The organism is Paraburkholderia largidicola (assembly GCF_013426895.1).
GTDB classification, from domain to species: domain Bacteria; phylum Pseudomonadota; class Gammaproteobacteria; order Burkholderiales; family Burkholderiaceae; genus Paraburkholderia; species Paraburkholderia largidicola.
This window is the reverse complement of sequence record NZ_AP023176.1, coordinates 973431-989950: the sequence shown is the minus strand read 5'-3', so window position 1 is coordinate 989950 and position 16520 is coordinate 973431. Positions and strand designations below refer to the sequence as shown.

Here is a 16520-nt window from a genome sequence, read left to right as displayed (position 1 = left end):
CCATGCGCGCGACGCAAATACCCGGCTGCTTACTGCTTCAGGAACGACAGCAGGTCGGCGTTCACCTGCTCGGCATGCGTGCTGCACATGCCGTGCGGCGCGCCGGCATAGACCTTCAGCGTCGCGTTCTTCACCAGCCTGGAAGCAGGCTTCGCCGAGGCGTCGATAGGCACGATCTGATCGTCGTCGCCATGCAGGAAGAGCGTGGGCACGTCGATCTTCTTCAGGTCGTCCGTATAGTCGACCTCGGAGAACTGCCTGATGCACTCGTACTGGCCTTTGATCGAGCCCGCCATGCCCTGGCGCCAGAAGTCCTCGATCAGCCCTTGCGAGACCTGCGCGTCGGGACGGTTGAACCCGTAGAACGGCGTCGCGAGGTCGAGGAAGAACTGCGAGCGGTTGGCGGCGACGCCCGCGCGAATGCCGTCGAACACCGACATCGGCAGGCCGCCCGGGTTGTCGGCCGTCTTCAGCATCAGCGGCGGCACGGCGCCGATCAGCACGGCCTTCGCGACACGCTTCGAGCCATGACGGCCGATGTAATGCGCGACTTCGCCGCCGCCCGTCGAATGGCCGACCAGCATGGCGTTCGTCACGTCCAGCGCATCGAGCACCGCGGCGAGATCGTCCGCGTAGGTGTCCATGTCGTTGCCGCCCGACGCCTGGCCCGAACGGCCATGCCCGCGACGGTCGTGCGCGATCACGCGATAGCCCTGGTTCACGAGGAACAGCATCTGCGGGTCCCACGCGTCGGCGGACAGCGGCCAGCCGTGCGAGAAGACCACGGGCGTGCCCGTGCCCCAGTCCTTGAAGAAGATGTCCGTGCCGTCCTTAGCCTTCACGAAGTTGTCACGCTGGTTGTGCGCGTTCATCCTTTGTTCTCCGTCGTTGCATCGCTTCGCGCACGCTTGCGCGGCGAGCGTCTGGTGTTGGAAGAGACGGAGCATAGCGAGGCGCGCGGTCAAAGTCCTGATGCGCGGCTTAAACGTCCTGAACGGAACCTTGTGCGCCTGATGACATGACGGCTTCGACAGGCGCGCGCTATAGCCGCGAGCGCCCGTCTGCGGAGATTAAGAAGTTTTCAGGCGGATTCGAACGCCGGTGACCGTGTGCGTTAAAGGTCGCTGGCCATCGCCGGCTGGCCGCTAGCGGTATCGACCGATAGGCGTGACGCGTGCGTCATCTGCAGAAGCGCCGCCAGCCGCCTGATATCGGGTGCGTTCGATTGCAGGTCGACGCGCGTCGACACATCGGTCAGCAGCGAAGCCGCCCGCGCCGTCTCGCCCCGTTCGAGCAGATGGTCCGCGAAGTTCAGCACGGCGCGCAGTTCGAGCATCGGCGCATGTTGCTCTCTGGCCGTCTGCATCGCGTCGAGCAGATGGCGGCGCCCTTCCGTTTCGAACTCGTCGGCGATCGACACGCGACCGTTCGACTGGATCACCCGCGATTGCTCCAGCGCCGTCACGCCCATCACGCGCTGCAACTCTGCGATAAAGAAATGCTCGCCATGCGCGTTGCAGAACTCGAGCGCCGCGTCGAGCTTCGAGCGCGCTTCGGCGATGCGCCCCGTTCTCGCCAGCGCTTCGGCGCAGACGGCGAGAACGGGCGTCAGCACACGCCGGAAGCCGCACGACAACAGCCGTTGCAGCGCGGGTTCGAGCTTCATCAGGCCGGCGTGCGGGTGCCCTTGCAAAATGTCGAGGTGTCCCGCGTGACACTCCCCGTACGCCTGCCAGATCTCGAAGCGGTTCAACGCGACCTGCGAGCGCAGCACGACCAGATAGCGCGCGGCCGTTTCGAGCTCGCCGCATTGCAGCGCCAACGGCACGGCAACGACGGCAAGCAGGTGACTCAGCGACGGCTCCAGCATGTCAGGCCGGATCGAATTGACGACGTTCTCGACCAGTTGCATCGCCCGTTCGGGATGCCCTTGCAGCCATACGATCCGCGCCAGCGTGCCGTTGCCGAACGTGAACGGATCGACAGCGACGCCCAGGCTGCCGGGCGCGATCGGCCCGAGTTCGGTCAGCGCGGCGATTGCCCGCTCCAGCCGCACGCGCGCCTGCTCATGCTCGCCGAAGCAATGCAGCGACACGGCGATCATTTCGGCGGCGAGAATCTGCTGCCACGGCGTGCCGCAGCGTTCCGCAAACGCCTGGAAGCGGGTCGCGAAGCGGAACGACGCGTGAATGTCCGACGATGCGAGCATCGAGTTCCAGGCGCCCCACAGCGCGCGCGCCTCGAACGCATCGTCGTGTGCCTGGCGCGCGAGCACCAGCACGCGCTTCCACAACGGCCCCGCCTCGCGCACTGCGCCGCCCGTGTGCAGCAGCGTCGACGCGTACGCGGAACACAGGCGCATTTCACACAGCGTATCGACGGAACCGGGCGGCAGTGCATCGAGCGCGGCCAGCGCGCGCCCCGAGCGCTCGTAGCATTCGTGCAGCAGCGGGCCTTGCAGCAGCGTCCCCACTAGCGAGCCCGTCAGCGCGACGCCGAGCGCGGGATTGCCGCCCGGCGAGAACGCCCATTCGAATGCGGCGCGCGCGTCGTCGAGCGCAAGACGCGGCTCGGCAGCCGCGAGACCCTGCGCGGCACCGCTGACCGACAGCTTGCCGTGCTCGATCCGCTCCTGCAGATAGTGCATGTGACGCGTCGCGATGCGCTGCAGTTCGCCTTCGTCGCGCAGCTTCTCCATCGCATACGCACGCGTCGATTCCGTCAGCCGGTATTGCGCGATCGCGCCGCAGAACTCGACGCTCAACAGCGACTTGGCGGCCAGTTCGCTCAGGCTCGAAATGACGGAGGCGATCGGCATGTCCGGCTCGGTCGCGACCGTGCAGACGGCATCGAACGTGAAGGCGCCGGCAAAGAAGCCGAGCCGCCTGAACAACATACGTGAAGTCGTGTCGAGCAGCGCGTAGCTCCAGTCGAAGGTCGCGCGCAAGGTCTGATGACGCGGCAGCGCGGAGCGCAGGCCGCCCGTCAGCAGGTTCAGACGGTCGTCCAGGCGCGACGCCACGCCTTCGACGCCGAGTGTCGCCACGCGTGCGGCGGCCAGTTCGATAGCAAGCGGTAAACCTTCGAGCCGCCGGCAGATTTCGCCGACCAGACGGATCGCGTTGTCATCTGCACCACATTCGGGCGCAACCGACTTCGCGCGGCTCAGGAACAGTTCGACGGCCGAATGCGCGAGGATTGCATCGACCGATGCACCGCTTGCGGGCACGGCCAGCGGCTCGATGCGAAACACGGACTCGGCCCAGATATGCAGCGGCTCGCGGCTCGTCACGAGCACGCGCAGCGCGGGACTGCGCGCGGCCAGCGCTTCGACGAGACTCGCAACCACGTCGATCACGTGCTCGGCATTGTCGAGCACGAGCACGCACGGCGCGGCGGCGATGACGTCGGCGAGGCTTTCCTGGGTCAGGTATTCATCGGATGCATCGATCCGCAATGCGCCCGCGAGCGCCTTAAGCACGGTGTCGCGCGTCGAGGCTTTGGCGAGTTCGACGAAGCAGACCGGCTCGCGGGAATGCTCGCTGACGGTCTCGCGCATGGCTCGCGCGACGTGGACGGCCAGACAGGTCTTGCCGATCCCGCCCGCACCGACCAGCGTGACGACGGACGCATCGCGAAGCCGCTCGACGATCTGCGCGACTTCGCCCTGACGCCCAACCAGCGTCGCGGCGCAGGCAGGCAGCCCGCCGCCGTTCGCGAACTGCCCGCCCTGCCGCTCCGGCGCTCGCGCATGACGGCTCTCCGAGACGAGCAGATAGCCACGTCCCGGCACGGTCTTGATGAGTTCGCGGTCGGCGCCGAACAGCTTGCGCAACGCGGCGATATGGACCTGCAGCCGGTTCTCCTCGACGATCGAGCCCGGCCACACGGCGTCCATGATGGCGTCCTTCGACACGATGCCGCCGTCCGCGCGATACAGCACTTCGAGTATGTCGAAGGCACGTGCGCCAACCCGCACCGAACGGCCGTGCTGACGAATCTCTCGCTGTTCGAAATTGACGAGCAATGTGCCGATCTGAATCATGGCCGCCTCCAGGAAATGCTGATCGCGAATTCGATCGAACGAAGATGTGCACCTGGTTGAAGGTCGAAGATCGTGTGCGCCAATCTTTCGCAGCGTGCGTGGCTATTGGCTTGCGCGCATCGCGCCGCGACGCTGCTCAAAGATTGGGCTGTGTCGATCACGCAAATGGACTGGCTAAGAGAGAAATGCGTTCGAATTGTAAACATGCCGTAACGGCGTGTCTTGAATAATAGTGACCTGCATTGAATTTGTGCGGTCTTTTTTACCGTTATGAGGACGGCATCACATCTGGTACATAGCCCGGACGTCAAGCCCCGAACGACGGCAAATTCCGCCAAAATACGCGCCTCCTGAAACGGCGTGAATCGACGCGCGATAAAACCATAAATGCCACCCGCCTGTTTTTTGAATATTTATCGCCAGTCGCTTCCGTGTAAACTGGCCGGACTAAGTTTCGCAGGCGGTGCATGAATTGAGGACGTTGCTCATGTCGACTTACGCACATCCCGCAGCAGCCGCGCCTCCCACGCCAAAGGACATGCTTGGATGTGTGTCGAGCAAATTACGCAAAGATATCGAATTAGATATTGGCGACATCCGCTTCTATCGCAAGTGCATGGACGAAGCGCATCTGGATCGCGTCGCCATGCCCGCATCCGACCGGGGTTTTCTGGTCGGTATATCGCTGAACAGCGGGCATCGGCGGAATATTTTTAACGGCGAGCGACGCATCGTCAAACGGTTTGAAGCGGATTCTATTTATATCCGCGATTTCTCAGAAGATTATCGCGCTGATCTATATGGGAATTTCGACTTCGTGCTGGTCGAATTATCGCGTGCATTCTTCACACGACTCAGCGACGAACACGGCGGCCCCGGCATCGACGGGCTGACCTGCGCGGTCGAACAGAAAGACCCGGTGCTCGGTCATCTCGCGCGTGCGCTGGACAGCAACCTCGCCCACTACGGCGCCATCGATTCGCTGTTCGCCGAGCAGATGGGCGTGATCGTCGGCACGCACCTTGCGCAGCGCTACGGCAATCTGCGCGATCGCCGGCCTCGCACCAAAGGCGCGCTGTCTCACGCCCATGAGGCACGCGCCAAAGAATTGCTGATCGAGCGATCGCGGCAAGGCGCGTCCATCGCCGATGTCGCCAGCGAATGCAACCTGTCGCGCGGCTATTTCATCCGGGCGTTTTCCCGCGCCACGGGCCGCACGCCGCATCAATGGCTGCTCGAACAACGCGTCGGCGAAGCGCGGCAACTGATCGAAGCCACCGATCTGACGCTCACCGAAATCGCGAGCTTTTGCGGCTTCGCGGACCAGAGCCATCTGAGCCGCCTGTTCCTGAAGGCAACGGGCACGTCGCCGGGCGCCTGGCGGCGCGCAGCGGGCCGCCAGATCGCCGCCCATCTGGACATCGCTCAGGACCGCGCTTAAGAAGGCACCCGCTTGCCGGGCAGCAACGTGACGGTGCACGTCATGCCCGCCGCGAGGTGCATCCCCGCCGGCACACTGTCCAGATGCACGCGCACGGGCACCCGCTGCGCGAGCCGCACCCATGTGAAGATCGGGTTCACGTCCGCCAGCAGGTCGTTGCCGCTGGTCGGATTGTCGCGGTCGGCGATGCCGCTCGAGATGCTGTCCACGTGCCCCTGAATGTCGACGCCGCCCGACAGCAGGCGCACCACCGCGCGGTCGCCGACCTGCACGCGCGGAATCTTCGTTTCCTCGAAATAGCCGTAGACCCAGAACGAGTGCGCGTCGATCAGCGCCATCCTCGCTGCGCCCGCCGTCGCATAGTCCCCCGGCCACAGATTCAGATTGGTGATATAGCCGTCGGCGGGCGCTCTCACCACGCTGCGCGTCAGATTGAGCTGCGCCGTCTGCTGCTCGACGACGGCGGCTTTGTACAGCGCCTCGGCGGCGCTATAGGCGGCGATGTCGGCACGGTAGGCGGCATCCGACTGGCTCGCAGCGGAGACGGCATCTTCGCGGGTTTCGTCGGAGATCACGTCGCCCGCGAGGTTCGCGCGGCGCGCCGCCTGCTCGCGCTTCATCTGGTCGCGCGACGCGCCTTCCGCCACCTGCGCCTTCGCGCGCGCCATCTCGGCCTGGGCTCGCGCGATGTCGGCATCGGCCTGCGCGACAGCGTAATTGAAGCGATAAGGATCGAGCACGAACAGCACGTCGCCGCGATGCACGTACTGGTTGTCCTTCACGCGCACTTCGCTGACGAGCCCCGACACATCGGTCGCCACGTCGATCACGTCGGCGCGCACGCGGCCATCGCGCGTCCATGGCGAGTACATGTAGTTGACCCACAGCAGGCGCACCAGCACCAGCGCGATCAGCAGGATCGTCACCGTGAAGAGCGCGCGCAGGAAGGATTGCGGTTTGATCGTCATTTTTATTGGCAAGCGGATTCGTTTCGACAGGGGGCGTTCATGGCCGCGTCATCCACGCACCAGCAGCGAGACGCCGCTGAACATCGCGGCGAACAGCGCGACCCGGAACAGCCCGGGGTGCCATGCATACCGATAGACGCCGAGCCGCGCGAACAGCAGATCGAGCATCACGAAGACCACGACACAAGCGATCAGCACCGGCAGCAGATACGGCACGAGGAACGAACAGAATTCGATTTCAGCGGGCATCGTCAGGCTCCATGGCAGCGCGGTCGGCTGCCGTCGCGGCGAAACCGCCGCCCAGTTCTTTCATCAGCAACGCCCACGCGTCGAGCCGTTTAGCCTCGACGTCGGCGAGCTGTTCTTGCTGCTCCTGCAGCGCGTTCTGCGCAGCGAGCACGTTCAGAAACTCCGTGATGCCGTTTCGATAGCCCGACTCCGCAAGCCGGTAGGCGTCGCGCGCCGCATCGAGCGTGCTTTGCGTCGACGCCTGTTGCCCGTCGAGCGCTTGCAGCGACGTGACCTGCGCCGCGACGCCGCGCATCGCGGCGACGATGGCCGCGTTGTAGGCATCGACGGCGGCGTCGCGGTCCGACACGGCCACGCCGTACTCGCCGCGCAGCCGCCCGCCGTCGAAGATCGGCAGCGAAATGGCCGCGCCCAGGCTATGGCCCGCGCCGTTGCTGCTCAACAGGTTGAAGAATCCGCCGAAGGTCGCCGCCGATCCCAGCGATGCTGTAGCGAGCAAATTGATGTTCGGGTAGAACGCGGCATGCGCGGCCGCCATGCCTTTTTCGGTCGTGAGCACGCGCCAGCGCTGCGCGACGATATCGGGCCGATGGCCGATCAGATCGACGGGCAGCGACGCGGGCAACGCGATCGGCACATTCAGCGCGAGCGCCGGGCGTTTGAGCGTATCGCCGTAACCGGCGCCCTTGCCTGCCAGCGCGGCGAGATCGATGCGGTCCAACGCAAGCTGCTGCTGCGTTTCCTGAACCTTCGTCACGCTCATGGCCGCTTGCGTCGTGGCCTGCGACACTTCGAGACGGCTGCCGATGCCCGCGTCGAGACGGCGCTTCGCGATGTCGAGCGTGTGCTGTTCCTCTTGCTGCACGGCCTGATCGGCGTCGAGCAGCGCGTATTGCAGCGCGAGCTGCACGTAGGCGCGCACCACGGCTGTCTGCAGTTCGACCACGGCAAAACGGTCGTCGGCAACCGAGGCCTGCACGGCATCGAGCGCGCCTTCACGGATCGCGCGGTTCTTGCCCCACAGGTCGAGATCGTACGAAAGACCCGCCGTTGCGCTGTTGTTCCAGACCGTCGTGCCGCCGGGCGGCGCAGGCGTCGTATAACGCGCGAAGCGCTGGCGTTCGAAGTCGCCCGACGCGTTGACTTGCGGCAACTCGGCCGCGCCCGCGACCTGTGCCTGGAACCTGGCGTTGTCGATGCGCGCCTGCGCTTCCTTCAGGCCGGGATTGCCCGCCGTCGCGTCCTTGACGAGCGCGTCGAGTTGCGGATCGTTCCATGTGCTCCACCAGTCGTCAGTGGGCCAGGCGGCATCCTGGCGTGTCGTGCGGATCGCGTTGCCGGGATCGAGCGAGGCCGGATTCAATTCGGTTTCGTGCGGACGGATGCCGCCGCTATTGATGCACGAACACAGCAGCACACACAGCGCCGCTGTCGAAAGCGCGCGGCCCGCCGCGTTGAGGAAGGAGACGCGCTGCTTCATGCCGATACTCCATTCGAAGCCGCCGACGTCTGCCACAACGGCAGCGTGTCGTCCTTCAACATCAGCTCGGTGAAATGCATGAGCCGGCGCATCCGTCTGGCGATCAGTGCATCGGCCGTCGTGTCGTCGAGATCGACATGCGACAGCGCGCGTTTGACCTGCTGCGTCGCGCTCATCGCGTGGTCTCTTGCCTCTGCGGTCGCGGCGGAAAACACCTCGGCCATCGCGTCGAGCCACTCGCGCTGAAGCGCGCGCCAGTCGTCCGGCAAACGTGCGGCCACACGCGCCGTGTCCCTGCGTATCGCGATCATCGCGCGCCCCACTTCGAGCGCCGCGAACGCCGACGCGACGAGCCGCGTCGAATCCACGCGTTCCCCGGCAGGCGCCGACGCGATCCGCATGATGAAGCCGCGCATGCCAGACTCGAAACGATGTGAGAGGTCTTCGAGGTCGTCGTCGCGCGCGGACTTCGTGACCAGCGAGCGGATCTGCTTCAGGTATTGCCGTGAAATCCAGTCGCCCGCCAGCGGCACGATCGTCGAAAACGCGACGGCTGCTGCGGCGATGCCGAGCGACAGACCGAAGGCCGTGTCGAGAAACCCGGCGGGATGATACGTAACAGGGTTCGCGATGTTGACCGTGTAGCAGAAGAACACGCCAAAGCCGAGACCGAGCGTCGCAGTCTTCGGAAACGTATTCAGATAGCTGCTGACGACGATCGGGAACGCCATGCACGCCGCGAGCAACGGAAAACTGTCGAACAGCGGGAACACGAAGAACGCGATGAAGAAGCCTGTGATCGCACCGGCAACGCAGCCGCAAAACATCTGCCAGCTTGCGACAACGGGATCGGGCGCGAGCGTGAACAGCGCGCTCACGATCGCGACGGACACCAGCGCGCTCGATCCGCCGACCCAGCCCGACGCCAGCCACATCGCGCCCACCGACAGCACGGCCGCCGCCGCGCGCATGCCGTTGAGGATCGCGGCCGCACGATTCGAGGTGGCGCGCGTGCTGTCGATATGCGTGATCAGACGCAGCACCGATTGCTGCCAGGGCCGCTGGTCGGCACGGCGTGCCTCCACGAAACTGCGGCACAGTTCGCGCAGATTGCCGACGAAGCCGTGCAACGCCGCGCCCGTCATTTCGATGAAGACGCGCTGGCATGCGGGTTCGCCTTCCAGTTCCTTCAGCGCGGCATCGATCCGTCCTTTCAATGACCGCTCGAAGCCGGCAAGCGGGTCCGACAGCGCGTCCACCTGTCGCTCCGGCGACGCACCCGGCGCAATGCCATTGGGCACGATCGCGAGAAGCGAGCCGATCAGCTGATTGGCCGCGCGCATCGCGCGCGCACTGGCCTCGACCGATGCCTGCGCGATCACCTGATGCAGCGCGTGTGCCGACGCGAGCGTATCGACGAAGCTCGCATCGAGCTTGATGAATGCATGATGCTGCAGGCGGATCGACGGGTCTTCGAACACGGCGCCGGCACGCAGGCTTTGCACGTTCGCGCGCTCGCGCAGCAAATCGAGCATCGTGCCGAAGCCGTCCTTCGGCAGTGCCGCGCCGAGCAGCGTGTGACTGGCCGCGAACAGATGACCCAGATTGTTGGTGCTTGCCGCGTACAGATCGGGCGCCACGCGACGCGGCAGAATCAGCGCGCTGACGAGACTCGCGCATGCGACGCCGATCACCACTTCGCTGATCGTATAAACGATGTTGTCGAACACGCCATAAGGATTCGACAAGGTTGGCAGCGACGTGATCGCAGTCGCGTAGCCCGTCAGCAGAAAGCCATACGACTGGAAGTTGCGGAAGTACGACGAGCCGAACACGCACAGCCCGATCCACGCGGCGAGCATCAGCAAAAAGAGCCACGACGCCTGCGAGAACAGCGACACCAGCACCAGCCCCGCGAGACTGCCGCACACCATGCCGAGCCCGCGATAGAAACCGCGCGCGATCACCATGCCGCTTTGCTGGAACATCAACACGACGATGCACGACACCATCGCCGTGCCTGGCCCGCGCAGTTCGAGACGCATGCACAGGCCCATCGCGAGCGTCGCGGCAATCGCGACCTTGGCGACATGCCTGAAGCGCGGATAATCGTCGCTCCAGTATTGCCTGAGTTCGTCACGCCATCGCGGCCATGCCGCGATGCCTGCATCGACATTCATAGGGGTTCCGTTTCTTGCGATCGGTACGGCATCGGCTTCGCTTCGCAAAGAAGCGCGCAATACGCGTACGTTGAAGGCTTTGAGTTTGCGTGAAACGGGGTCGTGTCGATTGCCGAATTGCACGTTCATGCCTGCATTCGACCAGCAATAGGAATCACGTATTGCGCGAATGCCAACACACCTTCATGCTATGAGCGATAACGCATTCACACACTCCTCGCTACGCCATTCATGAACCTCTCGTTTGAAGTCCTGCAAGCGCTCGATGCAATCGATCGCACAGGCACGTTCGCAGCCGCGGCCGAAGAGCTGCACAAGGTGCCCTCGTCGTTGACGTATCTGGTTCAGAAGCTGGAAGTCGATCTCGGCGTGAAGCTGTTCGAGCGCACGGGCCGCCGCGCAAAACTCACACATGCGGGCCGCGTCATCGTCGAAGATGGCCGGCGTCTGCTCGCGGCCGCGCGCGAACTCGAACAGAAAGCGAAGCGCATCGAGCATGGCTGGGAATCGGAACTGCGCGTCGCCATCGATGAAATCATTCCGTTCGATCTGATCTGGCCGCACGTCACCGAGTTCTACAAGCTCCATCTCGGCACCCGGCTGCTGCTGTCGAAAGAAACGCTGGGCGGCACATGGGACGCGCTGATCACGCGACGCGCGGACCTCGTCGTCGGCGCGGCGGGCGAGCCGCCGCCCATCGCGAACCTCATCGCGAAGCCGATCGGCTCGTTGCAGCATGCGTTCGTGATCGCGCCCAGCCATCCGCTCGCATCGGCAACCGAGCCGTTGACGATGGACGCTGTCGCGCGTCACCGCGCGGTCGCGATCAGCGACACGTCACGCAAGCTCACGCCGCGCACCATCGGGCTCGGCGCCAATCAGGAAGTGCTGACGGTGCCGACGCTCGAAACCAAGCTCGCTGCGCAGATTCGCGGCCTCGGCGTGGGCACGGTGCCCGAATGTATCGCCGCGGGGCCGTTGAATCGCGGGCAACTGGTGCGCAAGGAAGTGTCGGGGATGCGCTCCGTCACGCAGTTCTATCTCGCGTGGCGCGACGACGAAGCCGGCAAGGCGCTGCGCTGGTGGGTCGATCAACTCGACCGGCCGGACCTGATCGACGACGTCGCGCAACGGCTCGTGGCCATGAGCTGACGCATCGAACGACGCGAGGCGCTACGCGTACTTTTGCAAGGGCGTGGCGTCGATCAGTCTGCTCCCCGTGTCCACGTACTGCCCGTCGCTCCACGCTTTCGCCGACATCAGCACTTCTCTCCAGATCGCATGCGTTTCCGCGTTGGGGCCGTGCATCAGCACGAGCGCCGCACCCAGCGCCGCGAGCAGCCGCAGCCGCGCGCGCTGGCGTGACGACGCAGGCGCGGATTCGTCCGCAGGTGCAATGGCAGCAAGCGCGCGCCGCGCCCATTTGCAGCACTCGTCGATCAGCGACAGTTCGTAGAACAGAAACACGGCATGGACGGCCAGTGTTTCGCGCAATGCTTCGTCGCCATCATCGGACAGCACCCAGCCGAGCGCCGCGCGTACCTCGTCGAGCAGAGCGGGCAGGCCGCTGCGCCAGCGTTCACCCGCGCATCGACCGGCAGCGCGCGCGTTGCCGTCGATCACCGTAGACAGATAACGCGCGTGATTCAACGCGACGATGCGCCGCTCGCCGTTGTCGTCGAGCTTTTGCAGCGCGTACATGCGCGTCGTTTCGAGCAGCCGGAACGACGCAGTGCCGGGCCCGGTGCTCGCGACCACCAGCGACTTCTCCACCAGCGCCGCCATCGCCGCGACGACATCGAGTTCCCGTGTTTCATGATCGCTCGCGATCGCAATCGCGGCTTCGAGCGGAAAGCGGTCCGCAAAAATGCCGACACGGCGCAAGGTCTTGCGTTCGGCTTCGTCGAGCAGCGCATGGCTCCAGTCGAGGGTCGCCTTCAGCGTCTGGTGGCGCGGCAACGCGGTGCGCGTGCCGCCCGTCAACATGCCGAAGCGGTCGTCGAGATGCGCGGCCAGCGTGTCGATGCCGAGCAGCGCGGCGCGGGCCGCGGCGAGTTCGATTGCCAGCGGTATGCCGTCGAGCCGCCGGCATACCATGCCCGTCACGTGAAGGCTCGCGTCGTCGGCGGCGAAGCGGGCGTCGATCGCGCGGGCGCGCATCAGGAACAGGCTCACGGCGCTGCAGCGGCGCACGCGCGGCGTATCGTCGTTCGGTTCGGGCACGTCGAGCGCGGGCACCCAGTACAGCGATTCAGACGGAATGCGCAACGGCTCGCGGCTCGTCGACAGGATGCGCAAGCGCGGACAGGCGTTCAGCAGATGGTTCGCAAGCTGCGCGGCCACGTCGATCACATGTTCGCAGCCGTCGAGCACGATCAGCATGCGCCGCTCGCCGATCGTTTCGACAATGCGCTCGCGGGTCGAACAGCCGCCTCCGGGCGGTACGCCGATCACGGACGCGATCGTCGCCAGCACACTGCCCGGGTCCGACGCCGAACCCAGCGACACGAAATAGACGCCGCCAGGCGCATGCTCCAGCAGGCGGCGCGCGACCTCGACCGCGACGCGCGTCTTGCCGATCCCGCCCGAGCCGACGAGCGTCATGTGACGCGCGCTGCGCAGCACGGCACTGACATGCGCCGTCGCTTCATCGCGGCCGACGAGCACGGAGCCACACGCGGGCAGATTGTTCGGCACGGCGCTTTGCGCGAGCGCGTGTCGCGCGTCGTCCGAAGCCGCGGCGTGATCGTGGTGCTGCACGAATGAAACAGAACCCACCAGCCGGTAGCCGCGCCCCGCGATCGTCTTGATGAGGTCGCGGCTGTCGCCGAGCAGCTTGCGCAGCGCCGACATGTGCACCTGAAGATTGTTGTCGCCGACCACCGTGTCCGGCCACACGCGCTCCAGAATCGTTTCCTTCGACACCAGCCCGCCCTGCGCCTCGATCAGCAATTCGAGTATGTCGAACGCACGATTCCCGATGCGCACCGTCATGCCGTCGACGCGCGCTTCACGGCGTGCGAAATCGATGTCGAGTGGTCCGACGCGGGTCATGAGCGAATCGCGCAGGCAGGCGCGCGCAACGCTTCACGGCGTGCGCCGCTGATTCGTAGTCGAGAGGAGTCTCGGATAGAGCAAGACACAATGCGTTGCATGCTGCATACCGGTTGATGTGCTTGGCAGTCTAGAACGGCGCGGCTGATGCATGGGTGGAAAAATCCGAACGATCTGTTCAAAAATTTTGAAGCCGTTGTTGTGAGTTCATCGGTTGCGATGGGTCAGGCGTGCCGCCCTCGTCAAAGCGAAAGCGTGGTGGCGAAACGCGACACCTCATCGGCCTGGCGCAGCGTCGTAGTTGACGGGCACCCACTGATACGTCGCGCCATCCTTGCGGATATGCCCGAGACCGGGAAACGCGATATGCGCCGCCGCGACGAGATCGCGCCGTTCGGCAGCAAGATCCAGCATCTCGCGTCGCGCGTGTTGCGCGGCGTGGGCATCGCTGTCGTACTCGACGGATGCATCGGGGTCTTGCAACTGGATCGCAGCCACATGCACGATATCGCCCCACGCGAGCAGCCGTTGCGACGCACTCCCGATCACATAGGCACTGTGCCCCGGCGTATGCCCCGGTATGACCAGCGCGCGAATGCCGGGCTCGATGGCCACGTCGTTGCCGCTGAACGGCTTGAAGCGCCCTGCCGCGACATAGGGCGCGACGGATGCGCTCGCGGCATCGAAGAAACTGCCGAGAAACGCGGGGGCTTTCGCCTTGTTCGCGGGGTCGAGCCAGTAGTCGGCTTCGGCTTTGCTGGTGCGAACGATGGCATTCGGAAACGTCATCGCGCCATTCGACACGATTCCGCCGACGTGATCCTTGTGCAGATGCGTGAGCAGCACTTCGTCGACGTCTTCCGGACGGTAGCCCGAGGCGCGCAGATTCGCAATCAGCTTGCCGCAGCAGTCGCCATACAGCACGCCGGCACCCGTATCGATGAGCACGAGTTTCGAACCGGTGTTGACGAGGAACGCATTGATCGAACCCTGCACGGGCGGCTGCAGGAATTCGCGGTCGAGATCGCGCGCGATATCCGCTTTCGAAACCCCTTGAACGACGGAATCGATGGGAAAAGGATGCGTGCCGTCGGAAAGCGCCGTCACTTCGAAATCGCCCACCGTCATCCGGTAGAAGCCGGGCGCCTGGATGCCGGCCTTCGGCGCGGCGGCCAGGGTATCGATGGGCGAACCCGCGGCGATGCACAGACACGACAACAACAAAGAAGCGCGCAGCCATGCTGCACGCAACACCTGAAGACGGATCATCGTTACTCTCTCACTCGCTTCGACATGCGCCGAAGCATAGCGAGTCCGTCGAATCGCGGCCGCTAATTGTTCTTAAATGTTCTGTGCAGCCGCGTGGCAGTGCGCAAGATAAGCGTGAATCTGGCTCACGACGGCCGCGCCGTCGCCCACGGCGGACGCCACGCGCTTGGTCGATTCGGAGCGCACGTCGCCGACCGCGAACATGCCGGGCAAGCTGGTTTCGAGCGGATAGTGAATGCCCGTGCCGCCATGCGTCTGCGAGCGCCGCGCAAAGCCCGTCACGACGAAGCCATGGCTATCCAGTTCGACACCGCTCGACATGAGCCAGTCGGTCTTCGGATCGGCGCCGATGAACAGGAACAGATGACGCGTTTCGATCGTTTCGTCACCCTCGTCTTCGCGCCGCACGTGGACGTGCGTCAGTCCCGCTTCATCGCCGTCGAGCGCTTGCAGCGTGCAACGCGTGCATACCGAGACGTTCGGCAACGAGCCGATCCGGTCGATCAGATACTTCGACATGCTCGCGTTCAGGTCCGCGCCGCGAATCAGCACGCGGATGCTGCGCGCGAAGTTGGCGAGAAACACGGTGGCCTGGCCAGCGGAGTTGCCGCCGCCGATCAGCACGATGTCCTGCCCCTTGACCAGCTTCGCCTCGATGGGAGACGCCCAGTAGTAAATGCCGCTGCCTTCGTACCGGTCGAAGCCCGCCACGCCCGGCTTGCGATACGCCGCGCCGCTCGCGACGACCACCGTGCGCGCGTTGACACGCTGGCCGTCGAGCAGCGTCAACCCATGAATGCCGTCCTCGCTGTCGACACACGTGACCTTGCCGGGAATCGCCAGATGCGCGCCGAACTTCAACGCCTGCTGGAATGCGCGCGCGGCGAGCGCCTGGCCCGAGATGCCCGTCGGAAACCCGAGGTAGTTCTCGATCCGCGAACTCGCGCCTGCCTGCCCGCCTGGCGCGCGCTGGTCGAATACGGCAACCGACAGACCTTCCGTAGCCGCATACACGGCGGCAGCGAGTCCCGCAGGCCCCGCGCCGACGATCGCGACGTCGTAGATATGCGAGCGCTCGAAGGTCGGCACGAGGCCGAGGCACGACGCAAGCTGCGCTTCGTCGGGCGCGCGCAGCACGGAGCCGTTCGGGCAGAACACCAGCGGAAAGTCGTCTGGGCCCGTCGTGATGCCGGCGAGCAGCGTCGCGGCGTCGGCATCGTGACGCGCGTCGATCACCATCGCGGGATAGGCGTTGCGGCGCAGAAAGCCCTGCAGTCTGATCAGGCGCGCATCGTCGCCGTTGCCGACGATGATCGGCCCGAGACCCTGCTCGATCAGCCCCAGCCGGCGCAAAATCAGCGCGCGCATGATGTGCTCGCCGAGTTGCGCGTCGGCGACGATCAACGCGCGCAGCTTGTCGGGCGACACCATGAGCGTTTCGCAATCGGTGAGCGCAATGCCGTCGATCAACGCGGGCTTGCCCGACAGCTGCGCCATCTCGGCCATGAAATGGCCGTCGTCGTGTTCGGTCACGAGCGTCGAGCGGCCGAGGCTGTCGCGCGAACAGATCCGCACGCGGCCGTGCAACAGCACGAAAAGCCCCAGCGCGATGCGCCCCGTTTCGAAGATCAGCTCGCCCGACTTGAAGGACATCGGCTGCGCGAAGCGGCGCAGGCTCGCGATCTGCGCAGCGGACAGGCGGGGAAACATCTGATGCTGCCGGAACTCCAGCGACGAATAGGGCATCGCCAGATCCGGCGCGCCCGCATCGGGCTGGGTGGACAGAAGCGCCGGGGTGTTGATCGCCGGAGTACTCATTGCTTTGCTATGCCTT

Annotated in this window: 11 protein-coding genes; 2 read left to right on the top strand and 9 right to left on the bottom strand. The window is 65.0% G+C overall.

What is annotated here, in order from left to right:
- Nucleotides 1–29: 29 nt before the first annotated feature.
- A complete protein-coding gene (locus tag PPGU16_RS33160; RefSeq protein ID WP_180726925.1) occupies nucleotides 30–872 on the bottom strand; it encodes an alpha/beta fold hydrolase in 843 nt (280 codons plus the stop codon).
- 242 nt (nucleotides 873–1114) lie between these two features.
- The gene (locus PPGU16_RS33155; protein ID WP_180726924.1) at nucleotides 1115–4045 is read right to left on the bottom strand and encodes an ATP-binding protein; all 2931 of its coding nucleotides are present in this window, start codon (nucleotides 4043–4045) and stop codon (nucleotides 1115–1117) included.
- A 487-nt stretch (nucleotides 4046–4532) separates the two neighbouring features.
- Between PPGU16_RS33155 and PPGU16_RS33150 the strand changes: the two genes are divergently transcribed.
- A complete protein-coding gene (locus PPGU16_RS33150) occupies nucleotides 4533–5486 on the top strand; it encodes an AraC family transcriptional regulator (protein ID WP_180726923.1) in 954 nt (317 codons plus the stop codon).
- On the opposite strand, the gene PPGU16_RS33145 is transcribed toward PPGU16_RS33150, so the two are convergent.
- Genes PPGU16_RS33145 through PPGU16_RS33130 form a run of 4 tightly spaced genes read right to left on the bottom strand, consistent with a single transcriptional unit; the run spans nucleotide 5483 to nucleotide 10363 of the window.
- On the bottom strand, nucleotides 5483–6454 hold the full coding sequence (locus tag PPGU16_RS33145; protein WP_180726922.1) for an HlyD family secretion protein: 972 nt from the start codon (nucleotides 6452–6454) through the stop codon (nucleotides 5483–5485). The two genes, PPGU16_RS33150 and PPGU16_RS33145, sit on opposite strands and share 4 nt — an antisense overlap.
- Before the next feature lie 48 nt (nucleotides 6455–6502).
- Nucleotides 6503–6703, bottom strand: coding sequence for a DUF1656 domain-containing protein (locus PPGU16_RS33140; protein ID WP_180726921.1), 201 nt, complete (start codon nucleotides 6701–6703; stop codon nucleotides 6503–6505).
- Complete coding sequence (locus PPGU16_RS33135) at nucleotides 6693–8183, bottom strand: efflux transporter outer membrane subunit (RefSeq protein ID WP_180726920.1); 1491 nt, start codon at nucleotides 8181–8183, stop codon at nucleotides 6693–6695. The genes PPGU16_RS33140 and PPGU16_RS33135 overlap by 11 nt, the downstream gene beginning before the upstream one ends.
- Nucleotides 8180–10363 (bottom strand): FUSC family protein, encoded by a 2184-nt coding sequence (locus PPGU16_RS33130; RefSeq protein ID WP_180726919.1) that lies wholly within the window; start codon nucleotides 10361–10363, stop codon nucleotides 8180–8182. Before PPGU16_RS33130 ends, PPGU16_RS33135 begins: the two co-directional genes overlap by 4 nt.
- A gap of 231 nt (nucleotides 10364–10594) precedes the next feature.
- Between PPGU16_RS33130 and PPGU16_RS33125 the strand changes: the two genes are divergently transcribed.
- The gene (locus PPGU16_RS33125) at nucleotides 10595–11515 is read left to right on the top strand and encodes a LysR family transcriptional regulator (protein WP_180726918.1); all 921 of its coding nucleotides are present in this window, start codon (nucleotides 10595–10597) and stop codon (nucleotides 11513–11515) included.
- A gap of 21 nt (nucleotides 11516–11536) precedes the next feature.
- On the opposite strand, the gene PPGU16_RS33120 is transcribed toward PPGU16_RS33125, so the two are convergent.
- The 3 genes from PPGU16_RS33120 to PPGU16_RS33110 all read right to left on the bottom strand — a co-directional run bounded on the left by PPGU16_RS33120 (nucleotide 11537) and on the right by PPGU16_RS33110 (nucleotide 16504).
- On the bottom strand, nucleotides 11537–13417 hold the full coding sequence (locus tag PPGU16_RS33120; protein ID WP_243460756.1) for an ATP-binding protein: 1881 nt from the start codon (nucleotides 13415–13417) through the stop codon (nucleotides 11537–11539).
- Between the two features lie 276 nt (nucleotides 13418–13693).
- On the bottom strand, nucleotides 13694–14686 hold the full coding sequence (locus PPGU16_RS33115; RefSeq protein WP_180726917.1) for an MBL fold metallo-hydrolase: 993 nt from the start codon (nucleotides 14684–14686) through the stop codon (nucleotides 13694–13696).
- Nucleotides 14687–14758: 72 nt separating this feature from the next.
- A complete protein-coding gene (locus tag PPGU16_RS33110; RefSeq protein ID WP_180726916.1) occupies nucleotides 14759–16504 on the bottom strand; it encodes an FAD-dependent oxidoreductase in 1746 nt (581 codons plus the stop codon).
- Nucleotides 16505–16520 lie beyond the last annotated feature (16 nt).

Excerpts from the sequence above, each read along its gene's own strand:
- PPGU16_RS33160 (WP_180726925.1), bottom strand. The coding sequence starts at position 872 with ATGAACGCGCACAACCAGCGTGACAACTTCGTGAAGGCTAAGGACGGC.
- PPGU16_RS33150 (WP_180726923.1), top strand. The coding sequence starts at position 4,533 with ATGTCGACTTACGCACATCCCGCAGCAGCCGCGCCTCCCACGCCAAAG.
- PPGU16_RS33110 (WP_180726916.1), bottom strand. The coding sequence starts at position 16,504 with ATGAGTACTCCGGCGATCAACACCCCGGCGCTTCTGTCCACCCAGCCC.
- PPGU16_RS33115 (WP_180726917.1), bottom strand. The coding sequence starts at position 14,686 with ATGATCCGTCTTCAGGTGTTGCGTGCAGCATGGCTGCGCGCTTCTTTG.
- PPGU16_RS33120 (WP_243460756.1), bottom strand. The coding sequence starts at position 13,417 with ATGACCCGCGTCGGACCACTCGACATCGATTTCGCACGCCGTGAAGCG.
- PPGU16_RS33130 (WP_180726919.1), bottom strand. The coding sequence starts at position 10,363 with ATGAATGTCGATGCAGGCATCGCGGCATGGCCGCGATGGCGTGACGAA.
- PPGU16_RS33155 (WP_180726924.1), bottom strand. The coding sequence starts at position 4,045 with ATGATTCAGATCGGCACATTGCTCGTCAATTTCGAACAGCGAGAGATT.
- PPGU16_RS33145 (WP_180726922.1), bottom strand. The coding sequence starts at position 6,454 with ATGACGATCAAACCGCAATCCTTCCTGCGCGCGCTCTTCACGGTGACG.
- PPGU16_RS33135 (WP_180726920.1), bottom strand. The coding sequence starts at position 8,183 with ATGAAGCAGCGCGTCTCCTTCCTCAACGCGGCGGGCCGCGCGCTTTCG.
- PPGU16_RS33140 (WP_180726921.1), bottom strand. The coding sequence starts at position 6,703 with ATGCCCGCTGAAATCGAATTCTGTTCGTTCCTCGTGCCGTATCTGCTG.
- PPGU16_RS33125 (WP_180726918.1), top strand. The coding sequence starts at position 10,595 with ATGAACCTCTCGTTTGAAGTCCTGCAAGCGCTCGATGCAATCGATCGC.